The 25786-nt window shown below is 74.1% G+C and carries 19 protein-coding genes; 16 read left to right on the top strand and 3 right to left on the bottom strand.

All coding sequences use genetic code 11. From position 1 onward, the window contains the following. Positions 1–135: 135 nt before the first annotated feature. Positions 136–321, bottom strand: coding sequence for a 50S ribosomal protein L28 (gene rpmB, locus E0L36_RS12960; protein WP_180929172.1), 186 nt, complete (start codon positions 319–321; stop codon positions 136–138). Positions 322–639: 318 nt separating this feature from the next. Between rpmB and E0L36_RS12965 the strand changes: the two genes are divergently transcribed. The 9 genes from E0L36_RS12965 (at position 640) to mutM (ending at position 11847) form a co-directional block, all read left to right on the top strand. Then, on the top strand, positions 640–2472 hold the full coding sequence (locus tag E0L36_RS12965) for a DAK2 domain-containing protein (protein WP_180929173.1): 1833 nt from the start codon (positions 640–642) through the stop codon (positions 2470–2472). A 179-nt stretch (positions 2473–2651) separates the two neighbouring features. Further along, a complete protein-coding gene (locus E0L36_RS12970; RefSeq protein WP_180929174.1) occupies positions 2652–5867 on the top strand; it encodes a helicase-related protein in 3216 nt (1071 codons plus the stop codon). 59 nt (positions 5868–5926) lie between these two features. Next, positions 5927–6517 (top strand): 16S rRNA (guanine(966)-N(2))-methyltransferase RsmD, encoded by a 591-nt coding sequence (gene rsmD / locus E0L36_RS12975; RefSeq protein ID WP_180929175.1) that lies wholly within the window; start codon positions 5927–5929, stop codon positions 6515–6517. A gap of 26 nt (positions 6518–6543) precedes the next feature. Beyond that, a complete protein-coding gene (coaD, locus tag E0L36_RS12980) occupies positions 6544–7023 on the top strand; it encodes a pantetheine-phosphate adenylyltransferase (protein WP_308416802.1) in 480 nt (159 codons plus the stop codon). A 116-nt stretch (positions 7024–7139) separates the two neighbouring features. Beyond that, positions 7140–8348: a cell division initiation protein gene (locus E0L36_RS12985; protein WP_180929177.1), complete on the top strand. Its 1209-nt coding sequence runs from the start codon at positions 7140–7142 to the stop codon at positions 8346–8348. A gap of 289 nt (positions 8349–8637) precedes the next feature. Next, positions 8638–9297, top strand: a complete 660-nt coding sequence (locus tag E0L36_RS12990; RefSeq protein WP_258016155.1) for a DUF177 domain-containing protein — start codon at positions 8638–8640, stop codon at positions 9295–9297. Between the two features lie 2 nt (positions 9298–9299). After that, complete coding sequence (gene rpmF / locus E0L36_RS12995) at positions 9300–9473, top strand: 50S ribosomal protein L32 (protein ID WP_180929178.1); 174 nt, start codon at positions 9300–9302, stop codon at positions 9471–9473. 19 nt (positions 9474–9492) lie between these two features. Beyond that, complete coding sequence (gene rnc / locus E0L36_RS13000; protein WP_180929179.1) at positions 9493–10329, top strand: ribonuclease III; 837 nt, start codon at positions 9493–9495, stop codon at positions 10327–10329. 447 nt (positions 10330–10776) lie between these two features. Further along, complete coding sequence (gene mutM, locus E0L36_RS13005; RefSeq protein ID WP_180929180.1) at positions 10777–11847, top strand: bifunctional DNA-formamidopyrimidine glycosylase/DNA-(apurinic or apyrimidinic site) lyase; 1071 nt, start codon at positions 10777–10779, stop codon at positions 11845–11847. 306 nt (positions 11848–12153) lie between these two features. Here mutM and E0L36_RS13010 read toward each other — a convergent pair whose 3' ends face one another. Next, positions 12154–13095, bottom strand: a complete 942-nt coding sequence (locus E0L36_RS13010; protein WP_180929181.1) for a CAP domain-containing protein — start codon at positions 13093–13095, stop codon at positions 12154–12156. Positions 13096–13237: 142 nt separating this feature from the next. Here E0L36_RS13010 and E0L36_RS13015 point away from each other — a divergent pair, with 142 nt between their 5' ends. The 4 genes from E0L36_RS13015 (at position 13238) to ftsY (ending at position 19802) form a co-directional block, all read left to right on the top strand. Then, positions 13238–13543 (top strand): acylphosphatase, encoded by a 306-nt coding sequence (locus E0L36_RS13015; protein WP_180929182.1) that lies wholly within the window; start codon positions 13238–13240, stop codon positions 13541–13543. Positions 13544–13862: 319 nt separating this feature from the next. Beyond that, positions 13863–14069 (top strand): hypothetical protein, encoded by a 207-nt coding sequence (locus E0L36_RS13020; protein ID WP_180929183.1) that lies wholly within the window; start codon positions 13863–13865, stop codon positions 14067–14069. 260 nt (positions 14070–14329) lie between these two features. Then, positions 14330–17929, top strand: coding sequence for a chromosome segregation protein SMC (smc, locus tag E0L36_RS13025; RefSeq protein WP_180929184.1), 3600 nt, complete (start codon positions 14330–14332; stop codon positions 17927–17929). A 664-nt stretch (positions 17930–18593) separates the two neighbouring features. Beyond that, positions 18594–19802 (top strand): signal recognition particle-docking protein FtsY, encoded by a 1209-nt coding sequence (ftsY, locus tag E0L36_RS13030; protein WP_180929185.1) that lies wholly within the window; start codon positions 18594–18596, stop codon positions 19800–19802. A 134-nt stretch (positions 19803–19936) separates the two neighbouring features. Here ftsY and E0L36_RS13035 read toward each other — a convergent pair whose 3' ends face one another. Beyond that, positions 19937–20653, bottom strand: coding sequence for a bifunctional DNA primase/polymerase (locus E0L36_RS13035; RefSeq protein ID WP_180929186.1), 717 nt, complete (start codon positions 20651–20653; stop codon positions 19937–19939). Positions 20654–20962: 309 nt separating this feature from the next. On the opposite strand from E0L36_RS13035, the gene E0L36_RS13040 reads away from it, so the two are divergent. The 3 genes from E0L36_RS13040 (at position 20963) to ffh (ending at position 25756) form a co-directional block, all read left to right on the top strand. Then, positions 20963–22507, top strand: coding sequence for a hypothetical protein (locus E0L36_RS13040; protein WP_180929187.1), 1545 nt, complete (start codon positions 20963–20965; stop codon positions 22505–22507). 333 nt (positions 22508–22840) lie between these two features. Continuing rightward, positions 22841–24073: an ammonium transporter gene (locus E0L36_RS13045; protein ID WP_374705544.1), complete on the top strand. Its 1233-nt coding sequence runs from the start codon at positions 22841–22843 to the stop codon at positions 24071–24073. Between the two features lie 123 nt (positions 24074–24196). After that, positions 24197–25756 carry a signal recognition particle protein gene (ffh, locus tag E0L36_RS13050; RefSeq protein WP_180929189.1) on the top strand — a complete coding sequence of 520 codons (1560 nt, stop codon included), beginning with the start codon at positions 24197–24199 and terminating at the stop codon, positions 25754–25756. Positions 25757–25786 lie beyond the last annotated feature (30 nt).

Consider the following 25786-nt stretch of genomic DNA (forward strand, 5'->3'; position numbering starts at 1 on the left):
GGCGGGGCCCGCGGGCACGTCGAACACGTGCGGGCGCACCAGAAAGCCGGCCCGCCATGAGCGGACCGGCTTCACAGCAACCAGCGAGGTGGCCGCGCCGCGGAATCACCCCGCGTCAACGGGGAGCACCCGTGCTCAGCGCGAGACCTTGCCAGCCTTGATGCACGAGGTGCAGGCGTTGAGGCGCTTCGGCGTCCCGCCGACCACGGCACGCACGCGCTGGATGTTGGGGTTCCAGCGGCGCCGGGTGCGGCGGTGCGAGTGGGAGATGCTGTTGCCGAAGCCCGGCCCCTTGCCGCAGACGTCGCAGTTGGCAGCCACGGGTCACTCCAAAGACTTCTGATGCGCGAACGGAGAATCCTGACGAGCTGAGGGTCACGCAGTGACCGTCTCTGTCAGGTGGATGGTGCCCAACCCATGTCAGGCAACCGGAGCAGCATACAACGGGCGTCTTCGAACAGCGAAACCGCACCCGTCCCCGACCCCGCACCGCCCGGCCCCGGGCGCCCGCGCGGCCCGTACCGGAGGCGGTCACCGGATCAGGGTCCCACGCCCGGTGCCCTAACCTTCCAGGCAGCAGCCGCGATCCGGACCCCGTCCGCGCCCGGCCCGTGAGTCCGACCCGTGAGGGAGCCCCCCATGCCGCGACCGCTCGACCCGGCGGCGATACGGCGCTGGTGCGCCCTCGCGCTGGAGGCCCTCCGGGCCGACCGGGCCGAGCTGGACGCGATCAACGTCTTCCCGGTGCCGGACGGCGACACCGGGACCAACCTGTGGCACACCCTGGACGCGGCCGTCCGCGCGGTGGACGAGAGCCGGAGGGAGACCCCGCACGACAGCCCGGACGGGAAGCCGGACGGGCAGGCGTCCCGCCCGGCGGGCGCGGGGGAGGCCGTGACGCTGCTGCGGACCCTCGCGCGCGGGGCGCTGCTCGGGGCCTGCGGCAACTCCGGCACGATCCTGGCCCAGTACCTCGGCGGCTTCGCGGAGGGGCTGGCCCGTACCGCGTCCGGTGGGGAGAGCGGCGGGGAGGACGAGCCCGCCGCGAACCCCCGGAACACCGGGGCGGCTTCCGGGGCGGAGGGGCGCGATCCGGCGGGCGAGGCGCTGTGCCGCGCGCTGCGGAGCGCCGCCGAGGCGGCGTACGAGGCGGTCGCGCGTCCCGCCGAGGGCACCGTGCTGACCGTCGCCGCCGCGGCGGCCGAGGCCGCCGGGCGGACGGGCGGCGGTCCTCCGGAGGTCGCGCTGGCGGCGCGCCGTGGCGCCGAACGCGCGCTGCTGGAGACGCCCGCGCGGCTGCCCGTGCTGGCCGAGGCCGGAGTGGTGGACGCGGGCGGACGGGGGCTGACCGCGGTGCTCGGCGCGCTCGCCGAGGCACTCGGCGCCCCACCGCCCGAGGAGCCCCCCGCCGCTCCGGCGCGCTGTCCGGGCGCGCGTCCCGGAGGGCCGCTCCCCGGGCAGGGCGGGCCGCCCGCCGGGCACTTCGAGGTGATGTACCTGCTCGACGCCGAGGAGTCCGCGCTGCCCGCGCTCCGCGCCCGGCTGGACGCGCTGGGCGACTCGCTCGCCGTCGCGGGCGGCGGCGGCACGTGGAGCGTGCACCTGCACACCGGGGACGCGGGCGCCGCCGTGGAGGCGGGGATCGCCGCGGGCCGCCCCCACCGGATCCGGGTGAGCGGACTGCCCGGCCCCCCGCCGGAGGCGCCGGACGCCGCCACCGCCCCCAGCACCGTTCCCGGCGCTGAGCGCCGCCCGTCGCCGGGCGCGCCGCCATCCGCCGCACCCGCGCGGCTGGCTGCGGCACCGGCGCCCCGCGCGGTGGTGTCCGTCGTCGCGGGGGAGGGGCTGGCGGCACTCTGCGCGGAGGCGGGCGCGCGGCCCGTACCGGCCGAGGCCGCCCGCGCGGACTCCGGGGCCGAGGCGCTGTACGAGGCGGTGCGCGGCACCGGCGCCCGCGAGGTCGTGCTGCTGCCCAACGACACCGCGCTGCGGGAGGCCGCCGCCCGGGCCGCCGCCCGCGCCCGGTCGGGCGGGGTGCGGATCTCCGTCATTCCCACCCGGGCCGCCGTGCAGGGGGTCGCCGCGCTCGCCGTCCACGAGCCGGGGCTCAGCTTCGACGAGGACGTGGTGGCGATGACCGCCGCGGCGGGGGCCACCCGGTACGGCGAGGTGACCGTCGCCGAGCACCGCTCCTGGACGATGGCCGGGGTCTGTGCCGCCGGGGACGTGCTCGGGCTGGTGGACGGCGACGTGGCGCTGATCGGCGAGTCCGTGGAGCGGGCCGCGCTGGGGGTGCTCACGCGGATGCTCGCCGCGGGCGGCGAACTCGTCACCCTCGTCACCGGCGCCGGGGCGCCCTGCGGGATGACCGAGCGGCTGGAGGACCACGTGCGCCACCGGCACCTCGGGGTGAGCACCGTGGTGTGCGCGGGCGGCCAGCCTCACTCGCCGCTGCTGATCGGCGTCGAGTGACCGGCACCGGGTGACCCGGGCCGCCGCGACCGGGCCGGGACCGAAGGGGACCGGCCTTCCCCCGGCCGGAACCGGCCGAGCCGGGGCGGGCCGTGCACGGGTGGGGAACCGCCGGGGACCGGTCAGGGAACCGGCGGGAGCGGCGGGGCACCGTCGGGAACACGCCCGCTGTCAGCGGGATGGTGTGCAATAGGCCCGTGCCCGCGCTCGACGAACCCCTCAGCAAGGTCCTCGGCGGCAACACCGCGAAGGTGATGGCCGAGCACCTCGATCTCCGCACCGTGGGAGACCTGCTCCACCACTACCCGCGCCGGTACGCCGAGCGCGGTGAGCTGACCGGTCTCGCCGACCTCCCGCTCGACGAGCACGTCACCGTGGTCGCGCGGGTCGCCGACGCCCGGATGCACCGGTTCAACCGGGGGCGCGGCCAGCGGCTGGAGGTCACCCTGACCGACGGCAGCGGACGCCTCCAGCTCGTCTTCTTCGGCCGGGGCGCGCACGTCCCGCAGCAGAAGCTGCTCCCCGGGCGCCGCGGCATGTTCGCGGGCAAGGTCGGCGTCTTCAACGGCCGTCTCCAGCTGGCCCATCCGCAGTACGAACTGCTGGACGGCGAGGACGACCCGGCCGACGACTCCACCCGCGTCGACGCCTTCGCGAACCGGCTGCTGCCGATCTACCCGGCCTGCGCCCAACTCCCCTCGTGGAAGCTGGAGAAGGCGGTCGACACCCTGCTGCGCACCATGGAGAGCGGTGGCTGGCGGGAGCTGACCGACCCGCTGCCCGAGACCGTGCGCCAGGGGCGGCGCCTCCTCCCCCTGGCCGAGGCGCTGACCAAGGCGCACCACCCGCGCGACCGGCGGGAGGTGGCCGAGGCGCGGTCCCGGCTGAAGTGGGACGAGGCGTTCGTCCTCCAGACCGCGCTGGCCCGCCGCCGGCAGGCCGAGACCCAACTGCCCGCCACACCCCGCCCGGAGCGCGGCGGCGGACTGCTGGAGGCGTTCGACGCCGCGCTGCCGTTCACCCTCACCGGCGGGCAGCGCCGGGTCAGCGGGGAGATCCTCGCTGACCTCGCCACCAGCCACCCGATGCACCGCCTCCTCCAGGGCGAGGTCGGCTCGGGCAAGGCCCAGCCGCTCGACGCCGGGGTGCTCACCCCGAGCGGGTACCGCCCCATCGGCGACCTCCGGGTGGGCGACCCGGTGATCACCCCCTCCGGCGAGATCGCCCCGGTGGACGGGGTGTTCCCCCAGGGCGAGCGGGACATCTGGCGCCTGGAGCTGTCCGACGGCAGTAGCGTGGAGTGCGACGACGAGCACCTGTGGATCGTCGGCACCAGCCGCCAGTGGCGCAGCGGCGCGCCCCCCAGCGTCCTCACCACCCGGCGGATCCGCGAGGAACTGCTCGCCCCGGACGGCTCACCGGTCTGGTACCTGCCCGAGGCCACCCCCGTCGACCTCGACGGCGCGGAGCCCCGCCCGCTCGACGCCCACCTCCTCGGCACCCTGCTCGTGGGCGGCACCCCCGCCGGGCCCCCGGACCCCGCCGCGTCCGGGCCACGGGAGGCGCTGGCCGCGCTGGGGGTGGACCCGTCCCCACGCCGCGCCGCCGTCCCCGGCGCCTACCGGAACGCCCCGCTCAAGGAGCGGCTCGCGCTGACGCGGGGGCTGCTGGACACGGCGGGCGAGGCCGCCCCGGACGGCCACGGCGTGCGCTTCCGCTGCCCGTCGCCCGCGCTGGCCGGGGACCTGGCCTGGCTGGTCCGCTCGCTCGGCGGCTGGGCCCGGGTCGAGCACGGCCCGGAGTCGAGCGAGGTCACCGCCGAACTCCCCGCCGAGTACCGCCCGTTCCGCTCCGAGCGGCGGACGGCCGGGCTGGCGCCGAGGAGCGGCGGGGCGGTGTTCCGGCGGGCCGTACGCCGGGTGGTGTGGGTGGGGCGCCGGCCGGCCCGCTGCATCAGCGTCCGACACCCGGAACACGCCTACGTGACGGACCACTTCACCGTGACCCACAACACCATGGTGGCGCTGCGCGCGATGCTCACCGTGGCCGACGCGGGCGGGCAGAGCGCCCTGCTCGCGCCGACCGAGGTCCTCGCCCAGCAGCACCACCGCTCGATCACCGAGATGCTGGGCGAACTGGCGGTGCCCCGCCGGGTGTCCGGCCAGCCGGGCACCAAGGTCGTGCTGCTGACCGGCTCGATGGGCGCCCCGGCCCGGCGGCAGGCGCTGCTGGACCTGACGACGGGCGAGGCGGGCCTGGTCATCGGGACCCACGCGCTGATCGAGGACCGCGTCACCTTCCACGACCTCGGCCTCGTCGTGGTCGACGAGCAGCACCGCTTCGGCGTGGAACAGCGGGACGCCCTGCGCGCCAAGGGCGAACAGCCGCCGCACCTGCTGGTGATGACGGCCACCCCCATCCCGCGCACGGTCGCCATGACGGTCTTCGGCGACCTGGAGACCTCCGTGCTGGACGAGCTACCGAGCGGCAGGTCGCCCATCGCCACCCACGTCGTCCCGGTCGCGGACAAGCCGCACTTCCTGACCCGCGCCTGGGAGCGGGTGCGCGAGGAGGTGGCCGCCGGCCACCAGGCGTACGTCGTCTGCCCCCGCATCGGGGACGAGGAGGAGCCCGCCCGCCCGGGCCACCCCACGCTCGACGAGGCCGCCGAACCCCCCGGCGGCGCACCCGCGAGGCTCGCCCAGCCCGCGCCGGGCGGCGCCAGCGACGGGGAGAGCGAGAGCGACGAGGAGGGCGGGGGCGCCGACGGAGCGGAGAAGCGCCCGCCGCTGGCGGTGCTGGAGGTCGCCGAGCGGCTGGCCGAGGGCCCGCTGAGCGGCCTGCGGGTGGCCGCCTTGCATGGCCGGATGCCGCCTGACCGGAAGGACGAGCTGATGCGCCGGTTCACCGCCGGCGAGCTGGACGTCCTGGTCGCCACCACCGTCATCGAGGTCGGAGTGAACGTCCCCAACGCCACCGCGATGGTGATCATGGACGCGGACCGCTTCGGCGTCTCCCAACTGCACCAGCTGCGCGGACGCGTCGGCCGGGGCTCGGCCCCCGGACTCTGCCTGCTGGTCACCGAGATGCCCGAGGCGAGCCCCGCCCGCGCTCGCCTGGCCGCGGTCGCCAGCACGCTGGACGGCTTCGAGCTGTCCCGCGTCGACCTGGAGCAGCGCCGCGAGGGGGACGTGCTGGGACAGGCCCAGTCCGGGGTGCGCAGCTCGCTGCGGATGCTCACCGTCATCGAGGACGAGGAGGTCATCGCCGAGGCCCGCCAGGAGGCGAGCGCGCTGGTCGCCGCCGACCCGGAGCTGGACGGCCACCCCGCGCTGCGCACCGCCCTGACCGCCCTGCTGGACGCCGAGCGCGAGGAGTACCTGGACAAGGGCTGAGCGCGACGGCCGGGACAATGGGGCGGTTCGCACCCGCCCGACGCGAAGGACGCCAGGACATGACCCGTGTGATCGCCGGTGCCGCCGGGGGCCGCCGCCTCGCGGTGCCGCCGGGCAGCGGCACCCGCCCCACCTCGGACCGCGCCAGGGAGGGCCTCTTCTCCAGCTGGGAGGCCCAACTCGCGGGCGGCGTACGGGGAAAGCGGGTGCTGGACCTGTTCGGCGGATCGGGCGCCGTCGGTCTGGAGGCGCTATCCCGTGGCGCCGCCCACGTCCTGCTCGTCGAGGCGGACGCGCGCGCCGTCCGCACCATCCGGGAGAACGTCCGTGCCGTGCGGCTGCCGGGCGCCGAGGTCCGGCACGGCAGGGCGGCCCGGGTGGTGACGGAGGAGGACCCCGTCGCCCCCTACGACGTCGTCTTCCTCGACCCGCCCTACGCCCTCGCCGACGATGATCTCCGCGAGATCCTGCTCACACTCCTCGCTCGGCACTGGATCGAGGAGACCGCGCTGGTCACTGTGGAGCGCGGCACCCGCGGTGGTGAATTCCACTGGCCGGAGGGGTTCGTGGCCGTCAGGTCCCGCCGCTACGGGGAAGGCACGCTTTGGTACGGTCGCGCCGCCCCACCCGAGGCGACGACCGCCTCATGACGACTTCGGAGAGCGAGGAGACGCCCGTGCGCCGCGTAGTCTGCCCCGGGTCCTACGACCCGATCACCAACGGCCACCTGGACATCATCCAGCGCGCGTCCAAGCTGTACGACGTGGTGCACGTCTCCGTGATGATCAACAAGTCGAAGCAGGGGCTCTTCCCGGTGGAGCAGCGGATAGACCTCATCCGCCAGACCACCGCCAGCTTCGGGAACGTCGAGGTGGAGGCGTACCACGGCCTGCTCGTCGACTTCTGCAAGGAGCGGGACATCCCCGCCATCGTCAAGGGACTGCGCGCCGTCAGCGACTTCGACTACGAACTCCAGATGGCCCAGATGAACAACGGCCTCTCCGGCGTCGAGACGCTGTTCGTCCCGACCAACCCCACCTACAGCTTCCTCTCCTCCAGCCTGGTCAAGGAGGTCGCCACCTGGGGAGGGGACGTGTCGCACCTGGTTCCCCCGGTCGTGCTCAGCGCGCTCCGGGACCGGCTCCAGCACCCCTGAACACCCGCCGCGCGGCGGGGACTCACCCCTCGCCCCACCACCCGGCGGCACCCTCACCCGCACCGGCTTCCGGATCCGCTGTCGGGCGCGCGGCCCGGGGCCGTACAGTCACCTCCGTGGACGTACAGCAGAAACTCGACGAGATCGTCGCGGCGGTCGGCAGCGCCCGCTCGATGCCCATGTCGGCCTCGTGCGTGGTGAACCGCGCGGAGCTGCTCGCCCAGCTCGATGAGGTGCGCGAGGCGCTGCCCGGATCCCTCGCCCAGGCCCAGCAGGTGCTGGGCGGACGCGAGCAGGTGGTCGCCGAGGCGCAGCGCGAGGCCGACCGCATCATCGAGTCCGCGCGCGCCGAGCGCGGCGCGCTGGTGTCCGGCACCGAGGTCGCCCGGGTCGCCCGGGAGGAGGCGGACCGCATCCTGGCCGAGGCCCACCAGGAGGCGTCACAGATCCGCTCCGAGGCCGACGACTACGTCGACAGCAAACTCGCCAACTTCGAGGTCGTGCTGAGCAAGACCATCGGCTCGGTCGACCGCGGCCGGGAGAAGCTGCTGGGCAGCGGCCCCGGAGCGGAGGAGTGGAACGACCAGTACGCGGCCGAGGCCCCCGAGCGCACCGCCGACCCCCAGGAGCTGCGCCAGCGCGCCGACGCCTACGTCGACGCCCGGCTCGGATCGGTCTCCGCGGTGCTCACCAAGACCCTGGAGGCGGTGGGCCGCGGCCGCCAGAAACTCCTCGGCCACCAGCCCTCCGACGAACTGGCCGACCACATGGCCCAGCAGGACGGCGCCGCGCCGGGCCTCCCACACACCAGCGACGCGGACTACTACGCGGGACTGGCCACCGCGGGTGCCGTCCTCTCCGACGGGCAGCCCGCCGCCGAGCCCGCCCCGCGGCAGGCCATGGCGGGCGTCGCCCCCGCGGCCGACCCGTACCAGGCGGCCCCCGCCGCCGAGCCCGCCTACCAGGCCCAGCCCGACCCGTACGGATACGGCGGGCAGAACGCGTACTACCCGCAGGGCGAGGCGTACGACCCGTACTACGCGCAGAGCGCCCAGCCGCTCGTCGCGGCGCAGCCCCCGCCGCCGCCCACGGCTCAGCCCGAACAGCCCGCCCAGCCCGGCTACGACCCCGGCGGCTACGGGACGTACGACCCCGCGCCCTACGCGCCCACCGGATACGAGCCGCAGTACGGCTCCGCGCCGTACCCCCCGCAGCAGCCCCCACAGCCACCGTCCGCGCAGCTGGACGAGACCAGCTTCTTCGACACCAGCATGATCGACATCAGCCAGGTGCGGGAGTACGAGGACCGCGAGCGGAACCGCTGACCACCGCGCCACGCCGCGCCGGGCCGCGGGCGACCGCCCCGGCGGGCGCGGAGCGGAGCGTCCCGGACGGTGGGCGGAACCGGTGGATTGGGCCATTGGCCAGGGAGTCCAGTACCCTGTCTCATCGGTCGCTTGTGCGTCCACGTGGGCGGCTCGTCCGAGAGGCATCCAACGGGACCGGCCCGCCGGTCACCCAGCCGTACCGTTCGGGCACCCCGTGTGGCCGTTCCACCCGGGCACCCCGTGTGCTCGCGTGCGACGGCGGTACGGCGACCGGCACCTCAGCACCATGGAACCACCGCGTAGAAAGCAGGAAACCCTGAACGCCCCCCTCGACCACCGCGCTCCGCTCGTGTTCGACACGCGCGAACTGGAGCGGCGCCCTGGTTCGATGAAGCGGCTGAGCCGCACGGTGGAAGCCCCCGCCGACCTCGGTGTGGAGTTCATCGGGGTAGCCGAGGGCGCCTCGGTGGAACTGGATCTCCGTATGGAGTCGGTGATGGAGGGCGTCCTCGTTACGGGGACCGCCCGTGCGCCGCTCACCGGTGAGTGCGTAAGGTGTCTGGAGCCGCTTGAGCAGCAGTGCGAGGCGGACTTCCAGGAGATGTTCTCCTACCCCGAGTCGGGTGAGCGGCTCCGCAAGACGGCGGAGCCCGGCGAGCCGGACGAGGAGGAGGACACGCTCTTCCTTGAGGACGATCTCTTCGACCTCGAACCCGTGCTGCGGGACGCGGTGGTGCTCTCACTGCCCCTTCAGCCGGTGTGCCGGGAGGACTGCCCCGGCCTGTGCTCCGTCTGTGGGGCGCGGCTGGCGGACGACCCGGAACACGAGCACGACAACGCCGTCGACATCCGGTGGGCGGCGCTACAGGGACTCGCCAGTTCCATGAGGGACGGCGAGCAGGACAACGATCCCCGCCCCGGCGGGGACGGATCACAGGAGAAGTAGCCGTGGCCGTTCCGAAGCGGAAGATGTCGCGCAGCAACACGCGCCACCGCCGGTCGCAGTGGAAGGCTGCGGTCCCGCAGCTGATCACGTGCGAGCGCTGCCGGGAACCCCGTCAGCAGCACATCGCGTGCCCCAGCTGCGGCACCTACAACAAGCGTCAGGTCCTAGAGGTCTGATCGGCGGGTGACGGGCTATATGACAGACGCCGGCACGCCCGGAGAGCCCCAGCCCGACGGCGGGGGCACATCGGCGGACCTGGTGGATGCGGCCTCGTCCCTCACGCTCCTGGAAGGGCGGCTCGGGTACACACTTGAGCCCGCCCTTCTGGTGCGTGCGCTGACACACCGCTCGTACGCGTACGAGAACGGTGGGCTCCCCACCAACGAGCGCCTCGAATTCCTCGGCGACTCCGTCCTCGGGCTCGTCGTCACCGACACCCTCTACCGCGCGCACCCCGATCTCCCGGAGGGACAGCTCGCCAAGCTGCGCGCCGCCGTGGTCAACTCCCGCGCGCTCGCCGGAGTGGCACGCGGCCTCGAACTCGGTACCTTCATCCGCCTCGGACGCGGAGAGGAAGGCACCGGCGGCCGCGACAAGGCGTCCATCCTCGCGGACACCCTGGAAGCCGTCATCGGCGCGGTCTACCTGGACCAGGGGCTGAAGGCCGCGGGTGAACTCGTGCACCGGTTGTTCGACCCGCTGATCGAGCGGTCCTCCAACCTCGGCGCCGGACTCGACTGGAAGACCAGCCTCCAGGAACTCACCGCGGCCGAGGGCCTCGGCGTCCCGGAGTACGTGGTCACCGAGACCGGACCCGACCACGAGAAGGTCTTCACGGCTGCTGCCCGCGTCGGTGGTGTCGCGTACGGCACCGGCACGGGACGCAGCAAGAAGGAAGCGGAGCAGCAGGCGGCGGAGACCGCCTGGCGGGCCATCTCCGCCCAGCGGAACGAGAACGCCGAGACGGCGGACGGCGGTGACCGCGCCGGGGCACAGCAGCCCCGGACGGACGACGCCCCCACCCCCGGCTGACGCGCCCCCTCGCCCCCGTCGGTCGACCGCCGCGGGGGCGTCCGCGTGTCCACGCCCAGGCGGCGGATCCGACCGCCCACCCCGGGGCGCTGCCGCCGCCCGCCTCCCCGTCCGCGCACGCCACGCCGCCCCGCGGAGCCCGTCCGGCGATTCCCCCCCCGCCCACCCGGCCCGCGCCCGGGGGCGCCGGGCACCTCGCGCCTCAGCAACCCCACCCGGCCCGTATGCCCCACGGGTCACCCACCGCCCCGGGCGTCACATCCGCCCCGTGCGTCCACCACACAGAGCGCGCACCGGTTCCGTACCAGCCCCGATAGGGAAGAGGACCGGCCCCGTTGAGACCTCGACCACCCCGTCATCGCCGGTGAGGGGCCATACTCAGCCAAGAGCGCCGGGCCGCCGGGGCCGGCGCCCCCCTGTCGGCGACCCCCACCGGAGGAGACCCCCGTGCCCGAGCTGCCCGAAGTCGAAGTGGTACGTCGCGGCCTGGAACGCTGGGCCAGCGGCCGAACCGTCGCGAGCGTCGAAGTGCTCCACCCCCGCGCCACGCGCCGTCACACCGCCGGTCCCCACGACTTCGTCGCACGGCTCCGGGGAAGCCGGATCGGACCGGCCCGCCGCCGCGGAAAGTACCTCTGGCTGCCACTCGGTCCCCCGCCCGGGGCCGCGCCCCCGGGCGAGGCCGGGGACGACGGACCACCGGGCGACTCCGTCCTCGCCCACCTCGGCATGAGCGGGCAGCTCCTCATCCAGCCCACCGACGCGCCCGACGAGAAGCACCTGCGCGTCCGCATCACCTTCACCGACCCGGACAACGGCGAACTGCGCTTCGTCGACCAGCGCACCTTCGGCGGACTCTCCCTGCACCAGGGAACCGAGGAGGGCCTCCCGGACGTCATCGCGCACATCGCCCGCGACCCGCTGGACCCGGACTTCGACGAGGCCGCCTTCCACACCGCGCTGCGCCGCCGCCGCACCACCATCAAGCGGGCGCTGCTCGACCAGTCCGTCATCAGCGGCGTCGGCAACATCTACGCGGACGAGGCGCTGTGGCGCGCCCGGCTGCACTACGACCGGCCCACGGCGACCCTCACCCGCACCCTGACCAGGGAACTGCTCGCCCACACCCGGGACGTGATGAACGCGGCCCTCGCCGTCGGCGGCACGAGCTTCGACAGCCTCTACGTCAACGTCAACGGCGAGTCCGGTTACTTCGGCCGCTCCCTCGACGCCTACGGCCGGGAGGACGAGCCCTGCCGCCGCTGCGGCACCCCGCTGCGCCGCAGCTCGTGGATGAACCGCTCCAGCTATTTCTGCCCGCGCTGCCAGCGCACCCCACGGCCGGTGACGCGGACTCGCGCCCGGCAGGGCGTCCCGCCCGGCGTTCCCGCCGCCGCGCGCGGCGGTGCCCCCGCCCGGCCCGCCGGAGCGCGACCCAGGGGCACGGCCGTCCGCCAGCCCGTACCGCCGCGCCCGCCCCAGCCGGGCAGGCGCTCCGGCCCGTCCCGGCCGAACTGAGCCGCCCCGGTCTTTTCCGGCTGGGCCTCCCCGCTTCGGGCGATACCAGCGTCCCCGGGAACCGAGGACCCGCCTCCTCCGCGCGTTCGGTGACCCCCGGCTCAGCCGGGGCGCCGGGTGGGCGTGCGCGGCCGGACGGAGTCCGCCCGCCCCGGGAGCCGGAGGAGCCAGAAGGGGGGAAGGCCGCGAGCCCGATGGGAGGGCACCCCGGAGGACACGCGCGTCCGGGGGCATGCTCCGGTGGGTGCGACGGCTCAGCGGCGGACCCGGGCCGCGTGGCCCGGGCCCCGCTCGCGGGGCCGCGGGCTAGAAGCCGAAGTCCTGCGTCCACCAGGGGCCGCCCTCGGCGAAGTGCGTGCCGACCCCGAGGGTGCGGTAGTCGCAGTTGAGGATGTTGGCCCGGTGGCCCGGGCTGTTCATCCAGGAGTCCATCACGGACCGGGCGTTGGCCTGGCCGCGGGCTATGTTCTCGCCACCGAGGCCGGTTATCCCGCTCTCCTCGGCGCGGTCCCAGGGGCTCTTGCCGTCCGGGGTGGTGTGGGAGAAGAAGCCCCGGCGCGCCATGTCCTGGCTGAAGTCCCCGGCGAGCTCCGCGAGTTCGGGGTCGGCCGTCACCCGGGGGCAACCCGCCTTGGCCCGCTCGTCGTTGACCAGCCGGAGGACCTCGGCCTCGGCGGCGCTCTCGCCACTCCGCTCGGGCGCGGTGGACTCCTCGGGCTTCGGGCTCGGCTGACGCCCGGTGTCCTTCCCGGGGCCCGAGCCCGTGCCGGATCCGGCCTCCTCCGAGGGGCGGGAGGTCTCCGGCTTCTCTCCGTCGTTCCGGGACGGCTCCGGCTTCGCCGAGGGCCGCCCCTCAGTGCGGGAGGGTTCCGCCGAGGGGGTGCCAGGGCGCTCGCTGGCCCGCTCACCCCGCTCGCCGTCATCCGGCAGCTCCCGGTCGGCGGTGGGGGAGGGATCGGGCAGACCGCCGCCCGTCTCGGGGTCGCCCATGCCGTCCGCCTGCACACGGCCGCTGCCCGGCGCGCTGCCGAACTGCCCGCCCACGCCCGGGACCAGGCCGGAGGCGACGGCGACGGCCCCCATGGCCATCGCCGCGGAGGCGCTCAGCAGACCGGTGCGTACGGGGACCGTCTCCCGCCGCCGCTGACCGGCGCGGTGCCGGCCACCGACCTCGGGGCGAGCGGTGTGCGGGGCGCCCGCGGGGGCCGCGGGGGCCGGAGCTGGGGTGGCGCGTCGATGGCGTCCCATCTCTGCTGACCTCACTTGGCTCGATGTGGCTAGGCGGTCACCAGTTCCACACGTATGTGTGAGACGAGTTCACGCGGACTGTACGGCATGACGCGAGGGGTGGTTGTGGTTGCCGAAGAAATGTCCGGATACCGTTCCCGCCATGTCAGCCACATGTGACCCCAAGCGGGACGAAGGCGTCCGGATGACGGCCTGGGTGCGCGGTCAGGTGCAGGGAGTTGGTTTCCGCTGGTTCACCCGCGCCAGCGCGCTCCGGATCGGCGGACTCTCCGGCTTCGTCAGCAACCTGTCCGACGGGCGGGTGCAGGTGGTGGCCGAGGGCGCCGGGGACCGGTGCGCGGAGCTGCTGGAGTGGCTCCGCGCCGGCGACACACCGGGAAGCGTGGAGGGCGTCACCGAGATCTGGGACGAGCCACGGGGAGGCTATGACGGGTTCGCGATCCGGTGATCCACAACTGTTGCCAATCCCGCTCCGCCGTGGAAGGCTGCGGCCACAAGGCAGCCTCGGGCAAACCAGAGAACGATCTTGCGTACCCCCGGCGGGCAGTCAGCTCCGGCGTCCATCGCCGTCGAGACAGGGCAGGCCCGGGGCGCGGGGTGTGATCGTGTTGACCGTCAATCCTTTTGGTGAGACTCTTGAAGCCCCGCGCACCTGAGCTGTTTGATCCTGAGAACGAGCTAAAAGTCCAGAGCAGACACTGCGGGTGCGAATCCCTCACGACCCACCACCGCTTCGGTCGGTCACTCAGTGTGGAGGACCATCCATCATGGCAAAGGCGCTTCTCGGTTACGTCGGCGGCTCCGACCCCCGAGTCCTCGCCGAGATGCGACGGCTTCAGCAGCGTGTCCAGGACCTCGAATCCGAGCTGGTCCGGATTCAGGCCGAGAACGACGCTCTGGCCGCCGCCGCACGGCATCACGACTCGGTGCTCGACGGCATCGACGTACCCTCGGCGGAGCCCGCGCTGACCTGACCCGCACCCGGGCCGGTCAGAGCACCGTCAGCCGTACAGAAACGTGTAAGGGACGCTTCGGCGTCCCTTCGTCGTTTCGGCACGGTCGCGCACCACCCCGATACGCCACGCCCGTGCGCCCCCAGTCGCTTCGTTACCGACTGATGTGCCCTGCTCACTTCCCGGTGAAACCCGCCGGACCCCGCGAAAACCCAATGCCCGGGCGATGACCGCGCCGTCGGCGCGACACCGCCCGGCCGACCTCAGTAGAGTCCACACGCGTGCACCTCAAGAGCCTTTCGATGCGGGGCTTCAAGTCCTTCGCCTCCGCCACCACACTGCGCTTCGAGCCCGGCATCACCTGTGTCGTGGGCCCCAACGGCTCGGGCAAGTCCAACGTGGTCGACGGCCTGTCCTGGGTGATGGGCGAGCAGGGCGCCAAGTCCCTGCGCGGCGGCAAGATGGAGGACGTCATCTTCGCCGGGACGACCGGCCGCCCCCCGCTGGGCCGCGCCGAGGTCTCCCTGACGATCGACAACTCGGACGGCGCCCTCCCCATCGACTACTCCGAGGTCACCATCACGCGGATCATGTTCCGCAACGGCGGCAGCGAGTACCAGCTCAACGGCGACACCTGCCGCCTCCTCGACATCCAGGAACTCCTCTCCGACTCCGGCATCGGCCGCGAGATGCACGTGATCGTCGGGCAGGGCCAGCTCGACGGCGTCCTGCACGCCGATCCGACCGGCCGCCGCGCCTTCATCGAGGAGGCCGCCGGAGTCCTCAAGCACCGCAAGCGCAAGGAGAAGGCATTGCGCAAGCTGGACGCGATGCAGGCCAACCTCTCCCGCGTCCAGGACCTCACCGACGAGCTGCGCCGCCAGCTCAAACCCCTCGGACGGCAGGCCGCCGCCGCGCGCAAGGCGCAGGTGATCCAGGCCGAACTGCGGGACGCGCGGCTGCGCCTCCTCGCGGACGACCTGGTGACCCTCCGCCGGGCCCTCAGCCACGAGGTCGCCGACGAGGCCGCGCTGAAGGAACGCAAGAGCGCGGCGGAGGCGGAGCTGAAGAGCGCCCTGCGCCGCGAGGCCGAACTCGAACAGCGGGTGCGCACACTGGCCCCCCGATTGGACCGCGCCCAGCGCACCTGGCAGGAGCTGTCGCAGCTCGCCGAGCGGGTGCGCGGCACCGTCGGCCTCGCCGATCAGCGGCACCAGCACGCCGTGTCCGCGCCCCCGGAGGAACGGCGCGGACGGGAGCCAGAGGAGCTGGAGAGCGAGGCGGCCCGGGTGCGGGAACAGGAGGCGGAGCTGGAGGCCGCCCTGGAGGCCGCGTCCGGCGCGCTCGACGACACCGTCGCGCACCGCACCGAGCTGGAACGGCGGCTGGCGGAGGAGGAGCGGCGCCTGCGCGACGCCGCCCGCGCCCTCGCCGACCGCCGCGAGGGACTGGAGCGGCTGCGCGGCCAGTCCGGCGCCGCGCGCGGCCGGGTCGCCTCCGCCCAGGCGGAGATCGACCGGCTCAGCTCGGCACGGGACGGGGCGCGGGAGCGCGCGGAGGCCGCCCAGCGCGAGTACGAGGAACTGCGCGCCGAGGCCGAGGGCCTGGAGGCGGGCGACGAGGAACTGTCCCACCGCCACGAGGCGGCCCGCCACGCCGCCGAGGAGGCCGAGCAACGGCTCACCGCCGCCCGCGAGGCGGTCGCCACCGTCGAACGGGAGACCGCCGCCACCTCGGCCCGGCGGGACGCGCTCGCGCTGGGCCTGCGCCGGAAGGACGGCACCGGCGCCCTGCTGAGCGCGGGGGACGCGCTGAGCGGGCTGCTCGGCCCGGCCGCCGAACTCCTCACGGTCACCCCGGGCTTCGAGGTGCCCCTCGCCGCCGCGCTGGGCGCCGCCGCCGACGCCGTCGCGGTGGACGGACCGGCCACGGCGGCGGAGGCGCTGCGGCTGCTCCGGGAGCGGGACGCGGGCCGCGCGGCGGTCCTGCTCGCCGGGCAGGGCCCGCCGCCCGGGGCACCGCAACCCGCCCCCCTCCGTCAGGACGCCGCGGACGAGGGGCCGCGCTGGGCCGAGACGCTGGTCAGCGCCCCCGAGGGCCTGCGGCCCGCGCTGGCCGCCCTGCTGCGCGGCGTGGTCGTCGTCGACACGCTGGAGGAGGCCGAACGGCTAGTCCTCCAGCGGCCGGAGCTCACCGCCGTCACCAGCGAGGGCGACCTGCTCGGTGTCCACCTCGCGCAGGGAGGCGCGGCGGGGGCACCCAGCCTGCTGGAGGTCCAGGCCGCGGTGGACGAGGCGGTCGCGGAACTCGCGGAGCTGGAGGTCCGGCGCAAGGAGCTGGGCGGGGCCCTGGAGGCGGCCACCGCGCACCGCGCCGACTGCGCCGCGCTCGTGGACGAGCTGGGCGCGCGCCGGAGCGCGGCCGAGAAGGAGAAGTCCCGCACGGCGGGCCAGCTCGGCCGGCTCGGCGGGCAGGCGCGCGGCGCCACCGGCGAGGCGGAGCGGGCCGAAGCCGCCGTGGCCAAGGCAGAGGAGGCGCTCGACCAGGCCCGTCGAGAGGCGGAGGAACTCGCGGAACGCCTGCTGGTCGCGGAGGAGGCGCACGAGGAGGACGCCGAGGACCCGGACACCTCCGAACGGGACCGGCTGGCGGCCGACGGAGCCAACGCGCGGCAGACCGAGATGGAGGCGCGCCTCCAGGTGCGCACCCACGAGGAGCGGGTCAAGTCCCTGGCCGGGCGGGCGGATTCGCTGGACCGGGCGGCGCGGGCCGAGCGCGAGGCGCGCGAGCGGGCCGAGCGGCGCCGGGCCCGGATGCGCCGGGAGGCCGAGGTCGCCGGGGCGGTGGCCGCGGGTGCCCGGCAGCTCCTCGCACACGTCGAGGTCTCCCTGGTGCGCGCCGCCGAGGAGCGCGAGGCGGCGGGGCGTGCCAAGGCCGAGCGGGAACAGGCGCTGACCGAGGAGCGCAAGCAGGGCCGGGAACTCAAGGAGGAGCTTGACAAGCTCACCGACTCGGTCCACAAGGGCGAGGTGCTGGGCGCCGAGAAGCGGTTGCGGATCGAGCAGTTGGAGGCCCGGGCGCTGGAGGAGCTGGGGGTGGAGCCCGCCGGGCTCGTCCGCGACTACGGGCCGGACCAGCCGGTGCCGCCGCCGTCGCCGGCGGAGGGCGAGGAGGCCGCCGGGGAGACGCCCGGCGACGGGCGGGCGGAGGAGCCCGCCGAACCGGTGCCGTTCGTCCGGGCGGAGCAGGAGAAGCGGCTCCGGGCGGCCGAGCGCGCCTACCAGAAGCTCGGGAAGATCAACCCGCTGGCGCTGGAGGAGTTCGCGGCGCTGGAGGAGCGGCACCAGTTCCTCAGCGAGCAGCTGGAGGACCTCAAGAAGACCCGCGCCGACCTGCTCCAGGTGGTGAAGGAGGTCGACGAGCGGGTCGAGCAGGTCTTCACCGAGGCGTACCACGACACCGCCCGGCAGTTCGAGGGCGTCTTCTCCCGGCTCTTCCCCGGCGGGGAGGGCCGTCTGGTGCTCACCGACCCGGAGAACATGCTGACCACCGGGGTGGACGTGGAGGCCAGGCCACCGGGGAAGAAGGTCAAGCGGCTGTCGCTGCTGTCCGGCGGCGAGCGCTCACTCACCGCCGTCGCGCTGCTGGTCTCCATCTTCAAGGCGCGCCCCAGCCCGTTCTACGTCATGGACGAGGTGGAGGCGGCGCTGGACGACACCAACCTCCAGCGGCTGATCCGGATCATGAAGGAGCTCAAGGACAGCTCCCAGCTCATCGTGATCACCCACCAGAAGCGGACCATGGAGGTCGCGGACGCCCTCTACGGCGTCTCCATGCAGGGCGACGGCGTCTCCAAGGTCATCAGCCAGCGGCTGGGCTGAGCCCGCGCGTCCCACGGTGACCCGCGCCCACCGCGGTCGCCCGCCGGTCACCGCCCTGGCCACCCGGCCCGCGTCAGGCGATCACGCCGGGCGTCCCCGGCTGGTCGCGGGGGTGTGCGGGGCGGGTGGGGAGGGGGAGGCGGCAGATCGCATCACGTTCAGGTACTGAAACTCCCGAGCGTCATCTCATGGCGCACGCCTGCCAGTTCGGCGTATTGACTTTGACACCTGAACTCATAGGCTCCTGGGTGTCGCGTTCACCTTCAGATGGTGGCGTACATCAATCGATGGACCACACGGCAGGGTTTCGCCCGCCGGGCCGCGCGGAGATCGTCCACCGGCGATTCCGGATCCGCCGGATCCGCGCGCCCCGGAAGGAAGCCCCCGGCACGTCCGTCCGCCAGACGGCCCCGCTCCCCACGCGGACCGGCTCCCGCCAACGGCGGGGCCGCGCGCGGGGGAACCGGGGGAGGAGATGGGCTCACACCCCGCCGCCCACTCCGTACCGAGACGCTGCCCCGGTCAGGTGCCGGGGCAGCGCCGGGGCGCGCTCCCCGTCGCGCCCGAGTCCAGCCGCCCGCCGGGATGGCCGTGACCTGCCGCCCGGCGCGGAGAGCCGGGGCAGCCCCCTCCCGCCCGGTGGGTGGCGGATACTGGACGGGCTATGGAAATCGTCATCCTTGTCGTAGTCATCGCCCTGATCGCGATCGCCGCGATCAGCGGCCTCGTCGTCAGCGGGCGGAAGAAGAAGGCCCGCGAACAGCCGAAGCCCGAAGCCACCGGCACCACCGCGCCTCCCGCCGAACCCCATGTCGGGGAAGAGGCGGAGGGAGCCCCCGAGAAACCCGGGGCCACCGTCGAGGAGGCCGAGCTACCCGAGCCGGAGGCACCGGCCGCCGAGGCCCCCGAGACCCCGGCCGAGCCCGAGATCGAGACCCCGGAGCCGACCGCCGGGCGGCTCGTGCGCCTTCGCGAGCGGCTCTCCCGCTCGCAGAACTCGCTGGGCAAGGGCCTGCTGACGCTCCTGTCCCGGGACCGCCTCGACGAGGACACCTGGGAGGAGGTCGAGGACACCCTCCTCACCGCGGACGTCGGGGTCGCCCCCACCCAGGAGCTGGTGGAACGCCTCCGGGAGAGGGTGAAGGTGCTCGGCACCCGCTCCCCCGAGGAACTGCGGGCCCTGCTCCGCGAGGAGCTGCTGGAACTGGTCGGCCCGGAGCTGGACCGCGCCGTGCGCACCGAGACCCAGGGCGCCGTCGACCGCCCCGGAGTGGTGCTCGTCGTCGGGGTCAACGGCACCGGCAAGACCACCACGACCGGGAAGCTCGGCCGGGTCCTGGTGGCCGACGGCCGGTCGGTGGTGCTGGGCGCCGCCGACACCTTCCGCGCCGCCGCCGCCGACCAGCTGGAGACCTGGGGCCGCCGGGTCGGGGCCCGGACCGTCCGCGGACCCGAGGGCGGGGACCCCGCGTCCGTCGCCTTCGACGCCGTCAAGGAGGGCACCGAGGCGGGAGCCGACGTGGTGCTCATCGACACCGCGGGACGGCTGCACACCAAGACCGGGCTGATGGACGAGCTCGGGAAGGTCAAGCGGGTCGTGGAGAAGCAGGGCCCGGTGGACGAGGTGCTGCTGGTGCTCGACGCCACCACCGGGCAGAACGGCCTGGTCCAGGCCCGGGTCTTCGCCGAGGTCGTCGACATCACCGGCATCGTCCTGACCAAGCTGGACGGCACCGCCAAGGGCGGCATCGTCGTCGCGGTGCAGCGGGAACTCGGCGTGCCGGTCAAGCTGGTCGGGCTGGGCGAGGGGCCGGACGACCTGGCGCCCTTCGAGCCCGCCGCCTTCGTCGACGCGCTGATCGACGGAGACTGACGGAGCGATCCGCGACGCGCCCCCGCGCCCCTCGTTGCCGCACCGGCCCGGCCCGCTCGCGTGGAGCGGACGGTACCGGGCGGCGGGGCGCGGGGCGGACCGGCCCGGGGGCGACCGGCCGTGGAGGCGACGCGCTAGCCGTGGCCGCCGCGGGGGTGCCGCCGCCCGGGGGCGCAGCGGTGACAGACGTAGGCGAGGGTGCCCAGCACCTGCCGCGCGTGTGGCGTCCGGCCCGCCGTCTCCAGAGCGGGCGCCCGCAGCCAGCGCACCGGGCCGAGGCCGCCGAGGTCCGACGGGGGAGCGGTGACGTACTCACCCGCGCCCCGGACCGTGAGGTCCAGCTCCGCGTCGTCCCACCCCATGCGGTAGAGCAGACCGGGCAGTTCGGCCGCGGCACCGGGGCGGACGAGGAACCACGCCCGCCCGTGCGGGGTGACGGCCACCGGGCCGAGCGGCAGCCCCATCCGCTCCAGCCGGTCCAGCGCGCGGCGCCCGGCCCGTTCGGCGACCTCCAGGACGTCGAAGGCGCGGCCGAGGGGGAGGAGCATCGCGGCGCCCGGCGCCCGCCGCCAGACGCGCACCGCCTCGTCCCAGGTGGCGCCGGGAGGTACCTCCAGCTCCGGGTCCAGTGGGTGCGCCCCCGGGGCGGCGCACTCCGCGACCCCGCAGGAGCAGTCGGTGCGCCCGCCCGCGCCGCGCACCGCCCGGGTCCCCGGAACGACGGCCCAGCCCCACAGCCCCGCGTACTCGGCGACCGCCGTGTGGACGGAGGCCAGATTCCGGCGGCGCGCGCCGGGGCGCAGGTCACGAACCTCCCGCGGACCGCCGAGGCCGCCGATCGTGAAGCCCATGCTCCCTCCAACGGAACGTCCGTTCCCGCAGTGACGAGGGCGGGCGGTCCGTGAGCCCGGCACCGTGCGCGCACGGCCCCCCACCCGGGGTACCAGTCAAGCGCGACGCGACGGGGGGTCGCTCACGAGGAGGGGTGGCGAATGGTGGCGTTTACGATTTCGCCCTCCCGTCGCCGTGACCGTAGGATTACTTTCGGTGCACATACGGGAGCGGGACTCGGCTGTATGTGGGTATGCCGGAGGCACGGCGGAACTCGCCCCCGCCCGGGGCGTGGCGGTGCCGGACGGCTTGGCTTGCGAAGAGGCCGGATGGGGGCGTCGTCAGTGACCGAGGGTGGGCAGGCCCAGTCCGGTAAGTGCCCGAACGAGCGACTCAGTTCCTGGTTCGTGCGGAGCGGCTGGTCCAAGGGGGAACTCGCCCGGCAGGTCAACCGAAGAGCCCGCCAGCTCGGCGCCCACCACATCTCCACCGACACCTCGCGGGTCCGCCGCTGGCTGGTGGGGGAGCAGCCCAGGGAGCCGATCCCGCGCATCCTCTCCGAGCTGTTCTCCGAACGCTTCGGCTGCGTCGTGGCCGCCGAGGACCTCGGCCTGCGGCCTCCCCGGCAGTCGCCCGCCGCCTCCGGCGTCGACCTGCCCTGGGCCGCGCCGCAGACCATCGCCATGATCAGCGAGTTCACCCGCGGCGATCTGATGCTCGGCAGACGCGGATTCCTCGGCACCTCGCTGGCGATGTCGGCCGGACCGCAGCTCGTCGAGCCGATGCAGCGGTGGCTGGTGCCGAGCCCCCCCGGCCAGGTCGCGCCACCGGTCCCCGGTGGGGTGCCCGCCTCCGTGCCGACGCCGGGCGGGGGCGCGGGCGGCGCCCGGCGCGGCGTGCGCCTCTCGCCGCCCGAGCTGGAACTGCTGGAGCAGACCACCGTGATGTTCCGCGAGTGGGACGCGCAGTGCGGCGGCGGGCTGCGCCGTAAGGCGGTCGTCGGCCAGCTGCACGAGGTCACGGAGCTGCTCCAGGAATCCCACCCGGCCGAGATGACCCGCCGCCTGTTCACCGTCACCGCCGAACTGGCCGAACTGGCCGGCTGGATGAGCTACGACGTCGGGCTCCAGCCCACCGCGCAGAAGTACTTCGTCCTCGCGCTGCACGCGGCGAAGGAGGCGGGGGACCGGCCCCTCGGCTCGTACGTGCTGAGCGACATGGCCCGCCAGATGATCCACCTCGGCCGCGCGGAGGACGCGCTGGAGCTGATCCACCTCGCCCAGTACGGCGGCCGGGAGGGCGCCACCCCCCGCGTCCAGTCGATGCTGTACGCGATGGAGGCCCGCGCTTGCGCGAACCTGGGCCAGCCGGGGAAGTGCAAGCGGGCCGTGCGGATGGCGGAGGAGACCTTCGAGGAGGCCACGCCGACGGACGGCGACCCGGACTGGATCCGGTTCTTCTCGGAGGCCGAACTCTGCGCCGAGATCGCCCACTCGTACCGCGACCTGGGGTACGCCTCCGGGCGCAGCCCCACCTACGCCTCGCTGGCCCGGCCCGCGATGGAGCGGGCCGTGGAGCTGTTCCGACGGGAGTCGCGGGAGACGGAGCACGGCGGTCACCGCAGGTCGTACGCGCTGAACCTGATCGGGATGGCCAGCGTGCACCTGTTGCAGGCCGAGCCCGAGCACTGCGTCTCCTGCGCGGCGGAGGCCACCGAGCTGGCGCGGCGGCTGCGGTCGGAGCGGGTTAACAACCGGCTGCGGAAGACGGCCGCCTCGGCCGTGCGGGACTACGGCGACCTGGCCGAGGTGGTCCAGCTCAGCGAACGGGTCTCGGCGGTGCTGCCCTCGGGTGAACCCGTGCTCGCCTGCTGACCCTTCCGCCCGCCCACCCCGCCTCGTTTCCCCTTCTCCCGTTCCATCTCCCCCTGTCCCCCTTCCCTCCTTCTCTCCTCCTCTGCCCGGTCGCTCCCGGCTTTCGCCGCCCACCGCTCGCTGGCCCCGCCGGGCCGTCACGCGGCCGTAACGCCCCGGGTGTCCTCGTCACCGCGGGGAAATGTCGTGCGAGGCCCGGGGAAACGCGGGTTCGGCAGCCTGTCGGGCGACCCCGCTCCCGAACCCGCCCCCGGCGGCCGCACCCCGAGGAGACCCCCGTTGAACAGCGCGGACACCGCATTCGTACTGATCTGCGCGTTCCTGGTCATGCTGATGACCCCCGGCCTCGCCTTCTTCTACGGCGGCATGGTCCGGGTCAAGAGCGCGCTCAACATGCTGATGATGTGCTTCATCTCGCTCGGCGTCGCGAGCGTCCTCTGGGTGCTGTACGGCTACTCGCTGGCGTTCGGCCCGGACATCGGCGGCGTCATCGGCAACCTGGACCTCGTCGGCCTCCGGGGCGTCACCGGGGAGACGCTGACCGAGGAGGGCGGTATCCCCGTCCTCGCCTTCGCCGTGTTCCAGATGATGTTCGCCGTCATCACCCCGGCCCTGATGAGCGGGGCGCTCGCCGACCGGGTCCGGTTCGGCGCCTGGGCGGTGTTCATCGCGCTGTGGCTCACCGTCGTCTACTTCCCCGTCGCGCACTGGGTGTGGGCCGAGGGCGGCTGGCTCTACGAGATGGAGGTCATCGACTTCGCGGGAGGCACCGCGGTGCACATCAACGCGGGGGCGGGCGCGCTGGCCGCGGTGCTGGTGGTCGGCAAGCGGATCGGCCTCACCCGGGACCCGATGCGGCCCCACAGCCTGCCGCTGGTCATGCTGGGTGCCGCGCTGCTCTGGTTCGGCTGGTTCGGCTTCAACGCTGGTTCGGAACTGGCCGCCAACGGCGGCTCCGCGACGATGGCGCTCAACACCCAGCTCGCCACCGGCGCCGCCGTCCTCGGCTGGCTGGCCCGCGAACGGGTCCGGCACGGCGCGTTCACCACCGTCGGCGCGGCCTCCGGCGCCGTCGCCGGGCTGGTGGCGATCACCCCGTCCGGCGCCCACGTCAACGCGCTGGGCGCGCTCGCCATCGGTGTCGTCTCCGGAGCCGTCTGCTCCTGGGCCGCCGGTCTCAAGTTCCGGCTGGGATACGACGACTCCCTCGACGTGGTCGGGGTCCACCTGGTGGGTGGGCTCATCGGCACGCTCATGGTCGGCTTCCTGGCCACCGGAGGCGTGGCCGGTGTGGAGCAGTTCGGGAAGCAGGCGCTCGGCGCCCTCGCCGTGCTGGCCTTCTCCTTCGTGGCCTCCTGGCTGCTGGCCCGGCTCGTCCAGGCCACGATGGGCTTCCGCGCCACCGAGAGCGAGGAGGTCAGCGGCGTCGACCGGGCCTACCACGCGGAGTCCGCCTACGACCTCGGCACCTTCGCCGGCGCCCCCGGCGGAACCCCGGCCGCGTCACCGCCGCCGTCGGCCGCCGCCCCCGTCCCGTCGCCGGTGCCGGCGGAGCGCGCGCGGTAGCGGGGCGCGCCCTCGGCCGGGGCCCCGGGAGCCGGGGGAAGCGGGCGGGACCGTTCCGCGCCCCGGCCAGATACCCTGGGGACGGTTGACCGCTTCCCCCGACTCTGAGGACCGACGAGCGCCGTGTTCGATACTCTTTCCGACCGCTTGGCGAGTACGTTCAAGAATCTCCGGAGCCGAGGCCGCCTGACCGAGGCGGACATCGACAGCACGGCACGGGACATCCGGGTCGCCCTGCTGGAGGCGGACGTCGCGCTCCCCGTCGTCCGGGCCTTCATCAAGCAGGTCAAGGAGCGGGCACTGGGAGCCGAGGTCTCGCAGGCCCTCAACCCCGCCCAGCAGGTCATCAAGATCGTCAACGAGGAACTGATCAACATCCTCGGTGGCGAGACCCGGCGCCTCCGCTTCGCCAAGCATCCGCCGACCGTCATCATGCTCGCCGGTCTCCAGGGCGCGGGTAAGACCACCCTCGCGGGCAAGCTCGGCCGCTGGCTACAGCAGCAGGGGCACACCCCGCTGCTCGTCGCCTGCGACCTACAGCGGCCCAACGCGGTCAACCAGCTCTCGGTGGTCGCCGAGCGCGCCGGCGTCGCCGTCTACGCGCCCGAGCCCGGCAACGGGGTCGGCGACCCCGTGCGGGTCGCGAAGGACTCCATCACCTACGCCCGGGACAAGCAGCACGACGTGGTCCTCGTCGACACCGCGGGCCGCCTCGGCATCGACGAGGACCTGATGCGGCAGGCCGCCGACATCCGGGACGCGGTCAGCCCGGACGAGATCCTCTTCGTCGTCGACGCGATGATCGGCCAGGACGCCGTCGCCACCGCCGAGGCCTTCCGCGACGGCGTCGGCTTCGACGGCGTGGTCCTCTCCAAGCTCGACGGCGACGCCCGGGGCGGTGCGGCGCTGTCCGTCGCCCAGGTCACCGGCAAGCAGGTCATGTTCGCCTCCAACGGCGAGAAGCTGGACGACTTCGACGCCTTCCACCCGGACCGCATGGCGTCCCGCATCCTCGGCATGGGCGACATGCTCACGCTGATCGAGAAGGCCGAACAGACCTTCAGCCAGCAAGAGGCCGAGAAGATGGCGGCCAAGCTCCAGAAGGGCCCCAAGGAGTTCACGCTCGACGACTTCCTGGCCCAGATGGAACAGGTCCGCAAGATGGGCTCCATCTCCAAACTGCTCGGCATGATGCCCGGCATGGGCCAGATGAAGGACCAGATCGACAACCTGGACGAGCGAGACGTGGACCGCACGGCCGCGATCATCAAGTCCATGACGCCCGCCGAGCGGGCCGAGCCCACCCTCATCAACGGCTCCCGCCGCGCCCGCATCGCCCGCGGCTCCGGCGTGGACGTCAGCGCCGTGAAGAACCTCGTCGAGCGGTTCTTCGAGGCCCGCAAGATGATGTCCAAGATGGCCCAGGGCGGCGGCGTCCCCGGAATGCCGGGAATGCCGGGCATGCCCGGCGCGGGCGGCGGCAAGAAGAAGGCCAAGCAGCAGAAGAAGGCCAAGGGCAAGCGGCAGTCGGGCAACCCCATGAAGCGCAAGCAGGAAGCCGAGGCGGCGGCCCAGCGCAAGACCGGGAACCAGAGCGGCGCGTTCGGCCTGCCCGGCGCGGGTCAGGACGCGGGCGACTTCGAACTGCCCAAGGAGTTCCGGGACATGCTGCCCCCGAAGTGAGCCGGAGACGCCCCGGGGCGGATGATGACG

Source organism: Streptomyces sp. AJS327 (assembly GCF_013450295.1).
Lineage (GTDB): Bacteria > Actinomycetota > Actinomycetes > Streptomycetales > Streptomycetaceae > Streptomyces.

What these genes read in the sequence shown, in the direction of transcription:
- E0L36_RS13020 (WP_180929183.1), top strand. Translation starts at nt 13,863, where the DNA reads ATGGCAAAGGCGCTTCTCGGTTACGTCGGCGGCTCCGACCCCCGAGTC.
- E0L36_RS13015 (WP_180929182.1), top strand. Translation starts at nt 13,238, where the DNA reads ATGTCAGCCACATGTGACCCCAAGCGGGACGAAGGCGTCCGGATGACG.
- rnc (WP_180929179.1), top strand. Translation starts at nt 9,493, where the DNA reads ATGACAGACGCCGGCACGCCCGGAGAGCCCCAGCCCGACGGCGGGGGC.
- E0L36_RS13045 (WP_374705544.1), top strand. Translation starts at nt 22,841, where the DNA reads ATGACCCCCGGCCTCGCCTTCTTCTACGGCGGCATGGTCCGGGTCAAG.
- E0L36_RS12970 (WP_180929174.1), top strand. Translation starts at nt 2,652, where the DNA reads ATGGTGTGCAATAGGCCCGTGCCCGCGCTCGACGAACCCCTCAGCAAG.
- rsmD (WP_180929175.1), top strand. Translation starts at nt 5,927, where the DNA reads ATGACCCGTGTGATCGCCGGTGCCGCCGGGGGCCGCCGCCTCGCGGTG.
- E0L36_RS13010 (WP_180929181.1), bottom strand. Translation starts at nt 13,095, where the DNA reads ATGGGACGCCATCGACGCGCCACCCCAGCTCCGGCCCCCGCGGCCCCC.
- E0L36_RS13035 (WP_180929186.1), bottom strand. Translation starts at nt 20,653, where the DNA reads ATGGGCTTCACGATCGGCGGCCTCGGCGGTCCGCGGGAGGTTCGTGAC.
- ftsY (WP_180929185.1), top strand. Translation starts at nt 18,594, where the DNA reads ATGGAAATCGTCATCCTTGTCGTAGTCATCGCCCTGATCGCGATCGCC.
- E0L36_RS12965 (WP_180929173.1), top strand. Translation starts at nt 640, where the DNA reads ATGCCGCGACCGCTCGACCCGGCGGCGATACGGCGCTGGTGCGCCCTC.
- E0L36_RS13040 (WP_180929187.1), top strand. Translation starts at nt 20,963, where the DNA reads ATGGGGGCGTCGTCAGTGACCGAGGGTGGGCAGGCCCAGTCCGGTAAG.
- E0L36_RS12990 (WP_258016155.1), top strand. Translation starts at nt 8,638, where the DNA reads ATGGAACCACCGCGTAGAAAGCAGGAAACCCTGAACGCCCCCCTCGAC.